Annotated in this window: 1 protein-coding gene; it reads left to right on the forward strand. The window is 47.5% G+C overall.

The annotated features are described in order from the left end of the window. On the forward strand, window positions 1-813 hold an 813-nt coding region (locus ACNPNW_RS04895; protein WP_448766619.1), incomplete at both ends, for a P-type ATPase actuator domain-containing protein.

Consider the following 813-nt stretch of genomic DNA (forward strand, 5'->3'; position numbering starts at 1 on the left):
TCATCAGACTGTTCAACACGTTAATGCGGCAAGCACAACAGGTACGACCATCTATACATGCCCAATGCATCCAGAAATCAGGCAAGATCATCCTGGAAACTGTCCTAAATGCGGAATGACACTGGAGCCACTCATTCCTGAATTAGAGGAAGATGAGAATCCGGAGTTACGTGATTTCCGCCGACGCTTCTGGTGGACACTGCCATTGACCATCATCGTGACTTTTTTGGCGATGTTTGGTCATCAAATGAACCTATTCGACATGGCGGTTCAGAGCTGGATTGAATTAGTGTTGTCACTGCCGATCGTACTCTGGGCAGGTTGGCCATTTTTTTCCCGTGGTTGGCAATCGGTCGTGAATCGCAGCCCGAACATGTGGACCCTGATCGGTCTAGGTACAGGGGCTGCTTTTATTTACAGTGTGGTTGCAACTGTAGCGCCACAAATCTTTCCAGACTCATTTATCTCCATGGGTCGTGTCGCTGTTTACTTTGAAGCTTCAGCGGTCATCATTTCTTTGACCCTACTGGGGCAAATACTGGAATTAAAAGCACGTTCGCAAACTTCTGCTGCAATTAAGTCACTCCTCGGACTTGCTCCTAAAACAGCTCGCCGAATCCTGCCCGATGGAACTGAGGAAGATGTTCCTCTGACTCATGTCCATGTAGGAGATTTACTCAGAATTCGCCCAGGTGAAAAAGTTCCTGTGGATGGTGTAGTCACCGATGGAAGCAGTTCATTGGATGAATCTATGCTGACAGGTGAACCTTTACCGATCACTAAACGCATCGGTGATAAAGTCATTGGTGCTAC

The organism is Acinetobacter endophylla (assembly GCF_053543775.1).